At 36.2% G+C, this 4,607-nt stretch carries 5 protein-coding genes; all 5 read left to right on the forward strand.

Annotated elements, in window-relative coordinates; genetic code table 11:
• Window positions 1-90 precede the first annotated feature (90 nt).
• The 5 genes from ACKQAD_RS20095 to ACKQAD_RS20115 all read left to right on the forward strand — a co-directional run bounded on the left by ACKQAD_RS20095 (window position 91) and on the right by ACKQAD_RS20115 (window position 4,557).
• Window positions 91-477 (forward strand): hypothetical protein, encoded by a 387-nt coding sequence (locus ACKQAD_RS20095; RefSeq protein ID WP_409161731.1) that lies wholly within the window; start codon window positions 91-93, stop codon window positions 475-477.
• 39 nt (window positions 478-516) lie between these two features.
• Window positions 517-1,833, forward strand: coding sequence for an ATP-binding cassette domain-containing protein (locus ACKQAD_RS20100; protein WP_409161732.1), 1,317 nt, complete (start codon window positions 517-519; stop codon window positions 1,831-1,833).
• A gap of 35 nt (window positions 1,834-1,868) precedes the next feature.
• Window positions 1,869-2,624, forward strand: a complete 756-nt coding sequence (locus tag ACKQAD_RS20105; RefSeq protein WP_409161733.1) for a class-II aminoacyl-tRNA synthetase family protein — start codon at window positions 1,869-1,871, stop codon at window positions 2,622-2,624.
• A 31-nt stretch (window positions 2,625-2,655) separates the two neighbouring features.
• A complete protein-coding gene (locus ACKQAD_RS20110; RefSeq protein WP_409161734.1) occupies window positions 2,656-3,828 on the forward strand; it encodes a condensation domain-containing protein in 1,173 nt (390 codons plus the stop codon).
• 174 nt (window positions 3,829-4,002) lie between these two features.
• Complete coding sequence (locus ACKQAD_RS20115) at window positions 4,003-4,557, forward strand: hypothetical protein (protein ID WP_409161735.1); 555 nt, start codon at window positions 4,003-4,005, stop codon at window positions 4,555-4,557.
• The last annotated feature ends 50 nt before the right edge of the window (window positions 4,558-4,607 follow it).

Raw genomic sequence — 4,607 nt, forward strand, 5'->3', positions numbered from 1 at the left:
TGAACAGCAGTATTATCAACGACTCGAAAGTGTCTAGATTACCCGTAGCGATTCATTGTGAATACATGCAAGACTGCGTACGAAACATTAGTGTTAAGTTTTAAATCTGATCCACAAATAACGGTTCTTGTTGCCTGTATGACATTTATACAGGCTGGTGTTATCTCGCTTATCGCACTGTCGCAGCGATGGGTTATTGATTCTGCTTATATAGGAGAATATAACAAATTACTGATTGCTGTGGCTTTAGGCGCTTGGGCATATGGAATGCAACTGATTGGTCATCGGTTCTCGCATAACTATAAAAATGATCTCTCGAACAGAATCCATTTTGCTGTCGAGCAAGAAATTACTGAAATGACATCTGGCATTCCGACGATTACCCATCTTGAAAATGGAGAATATGTCAATAAGATAGCATTACTTAAGCGCGGAACCTTAGCGCTGGCTAATACAGGATGGGCGCTAGTACAATAATTATCATCGTTATTAAGTATTATTTTTAGTGTTTGGTTGTTGGCAAGGGTTGATCCGTTTTTTACTTCATTACCATTAATGGGATTTCTTATTTTAGTTTTTTCCAATATGGCTAAGCGTTTTCGACGTAACGCGCTGGAAAACAATGTTGAGATACTTAGACGTGAAGGTTCATTACATGACATCTATTTAGACCCAGTAAAGAGTAAGGAAATTTGGATTTCTGGTAATGGTAAAAAAATGAGTAATATCGCCAGTCAGCTTTGGACAAAAGCGCTTAATATTGAGGCGAAGGCGATATTCCAAGGGGTGCTGACCGAGATGACTAGTTGGCTTGTGTTTTATTTATTATTTGGATGTGTATTAGTTAAATTAGCAATTGATTATGATGCTGATAATTTCCATCCTGGTGATTTGGTTTTATTGATTTCTTTAGTAGGACAATTACAGCGTCAACTGAATGAAGGCGTAGAGGCAATGTCTCAGGTCGCCGATGGTGGTTTAGCCACAACACACTATCATTGGTTACGGAGACTTGCTGAGAATAAAAATGAAAAAATCATATCCCTTGGTAAAGAGCGAAATCGAGGCATAGAGTTCAAGGATGTTTCTTTCAAATATAAAAATAATAATCATGATATACTGAAAAACATAAATCTGCATATTCCCTGGGGCGTTTCTATCGGTATCGTTGGGGTAAATGGAGCAGGGAAAACATCATTAGTTAAATTATTAAGTGGGCTACAGTACCCGACAGTAGGTGATATATATATAGATGGGAATAATCTTCGTGATATAGATCTTGATGAATGGCACTCTCGATGTACATGCACGTTCCAAGATTTTGTGCAGTTATATTCTATGTTGCGAGAAAGCGTGGGTATCGGAGATCTCAGAAGAATTAATGATGATGAACATATCATCAAATCGATTAATATGACGCGGCTTGATACTACATCCGGAGACATTTCACATCATCTTGATACTCAGCTTGGTGAAACCTTTAATGGAGTAAATTTATCTTATGGACAATGGCAACGAGTTGCTATTGCCAGAGGATTAATGCGTGATGATGCGAAGATTGCCATTTTGGATGAACCAACAGCTTCGCTTGATCCGTTAACGGAAAGTAAAATTTTTGAATTGTTCATAAAAAGAACGCAAAAAATAAAAAGAAATGGTGGGATCGTTATTTTAGTATCGCATCGGTTTTCTGCAACAAATTTGGCGGATATTATTTTCGTTTTGGATAACGCCAGCATTATTGAAATAGGCTCTCATCAGGAATTATTGTCCATGAACGGAAAGTATGCTTCATTATTCAAACTGCAATCAGATGCATACATGAGAATGTAATATTAATAAGGGATTAAGCAAAGGTAGGAGGATAAATGTCCAATATTAAAGAAATAATAGAACTTGATAAAATTCTTGACTTTTTATGGGGTGATTATCATAACATTACAGAAGAAAATCTCATTAATAAAGATAGTCTAGAGCGACTTGGATATTTTAATCACTTTGGTCATCAATTGTGTGGGCCTGGATATTTAAGTAATTCTGATGTCTTGTCGGCATCGAGTTCAGGGCGATTCAACGGTAAAACCTTAGATGGTGGAGATGTTTTTTTTGTTCCCGCAGCATGTTTGAATTTATATGAACCACTCTTCAATGAATCTAAAGGAATCAATTTCACTGTATTAACTTCTTTGACCCAGGTATATCGTAAAGAGGTTTTTTATGATTCTTATAGAAGAATGAATTTTTGGGTTCGTGAGTTTGTTCTTTTTGGAAAGCGAAATGAAATTGACCAATGTATTGAGGGAATAACATCTCGTTTTTTACATTCTTTATCAATATTAAAAGGTACCGTAACGTTGCAGCCCGCGACGGACTCCTTTGTTCCCAATAGATTTCGCCATCTTTTGTCTGACAGACAAAAACAGGAAAATGCGAAGTTAGAGTTTATATCATCTGAAGCAAATGTTTCATTTGGAAGTATAAATTATCATAAGCAGCATTTTATTAAAAATTTTGGACTAGAAGAGGAAGGTTTCGAAACAGCATGTATTGGTATTGGGTTAACAAGACTGAATAAGTTGATTAAAGAAAATATTATAGAGGTTTCTAATGGTAATCGAAACTAGAGTGCCACTCAGAACCGCGCAATGTGTACAGATGAAAATTAATTTACCTATCCTGCGTAGGGTGATTAAAATTGACTCTTCAGTCACTGACCAACACATTGTAAAAGCGATGAATTTTTCTGCGCAAAAACATCCACTAAGCTCAGTTGCACTAGATTTATCTACCAAGTCGCAATTTGTTTTATCTACACCTTGGCCAGTTGAATGGAAAGAAATGAGGGATGAAACAGAGGCCTTACTGTATCTAAAATACGAGCCGCTAAAAACAGAGGATATGATTATTAGACTGGGTGGAAATACGGAAAAACAAATACATCAATGCCATCTAACCGTGGTCAGATGCATCGGGGTTACCTATATCAGTATCGCAGCACCTCACACAATCGTCGATGGTTATGGAATAAACGCGATTACACGAACGTTCATTTCTGCATTGAATAATGAAGATGTTATTTTTGAGGTAAATGAAATAGAGGAGTATAAAAAATTTGTTGAGTCTGAGCGATTTCAGCAAAATACGCCTTGTATAGATGCTAAAAATTTTTGGTTAGATGCATATTCTTCATATGAACCTTTGCCATTTTCTAAAATAAAAAATACCAGCGCTAACGGTATGTGCTTCGAGTTTACACTATCAGAATGTGAGTTGAAAATTTTATCTGATTATTTTATTAAACGTAAAGCTTCCATGTCTACAGGGATTCTGACCGCATTTTCTATAGCGTTTTCACATTTTTTTGATGTTAACCAGTTAGCTATAAGAATGACAGATAACCAGCGAAGGACGAGTGCCAGAAAAATGCTTGGGGGGTATTTTGCTGAGGATTATGCATTATTTATGAAGGATGTGAAAGCATCTGATTTTTGTGACTTACTTCGCAAAACGGCTGAAATACAATCTTCTTCCTTGCGTTATATAGGTTCGTTCCGTCATTTTGATTACCCTGATAAAAAAACCACAGATATAAAATTTCATTTTAAAAATATATGGAGTGCAGGGCGATTTCATCCGACAGAGTCCGTAACTGATAAAAAGAATAGCTGGCCAATGAATATGGCAATGAGAGTTAATGCCATACCGAAATATAAAGACTTACGCATTCAGTTGCTTTGTAATGAAAATTATTTCACAAATGCTCAAGGTTTGGAGCTTAAGAGTGGTTTAAAAGAGCAGTTGAAGTCCATCATTAATTTTCAGATATAGTGGTGTATTGAAGTTCTGTAATATCGAAATGTTCATAGTGCTCATTTATAGTGTATGGGAAATGATGTTTTATAATTTTTTTATTTTATATTTCTCGCACTATAAGTAGGTTCTATTACTGTGTCTACATTAATAAATATTTTTTTTGATAATGCTATAGAGGGATTTTGAATTATGACCAAACAAAGTAAGATTCGGGTTGCTATTTCAGGTGTTGGTAACTGTGCGTCAAGTCTGGTGCAACTGGTGGCTCAAAGCAAAGGAAAAAGGGAGCTTGTGAATGGTGTTATGACCAAAATTATTGGTGGCTATGCTGTTGAAGATATTGAGTTTACAGCAGCATTTGATGTTAATATCACCAAAATTGGAAAGGATCTTGCCGATGCAATCATCGCTGAACCTAATGTCACAACTGTTTATCATAAGGTCGAACCTTTTGGTGTTAAAGTCAGTGCGGGTTCTTTTAGTGATGGGATAGGTGAGAATCTTCTCCAAAAAATTAGTGTTAGTAATCAATGCCATAAAGTTAATTCTCAGGATATTGCCAAAATTTTGGTGGCCTCAAATACTCAAGTATTGATTAACTACCTCCCTGTTGGTTCGAAAAAAGATACGAGTGTCTATGCGCAGGCGGCTCTCATTGCTAAATGTGCATTTATAAATTGTAACCCAGAACTGATTGCAACACAGGATGAATGGGCAAAACAATTTGAAGAAGCTGGATTGTAAGCGCACCCGTTTTAGTTCCACACACTTTTTGAGATTTCCGGGTTTTCAGC

Source organism: Pectobacterium artocarpous, assembly GCF_046159765.1.
GTDB lineage: Bacteria > Pseudomonadota > Gammaproteobacteria > Enterobacterales > Enterobacteriaceae > Pectobacterium.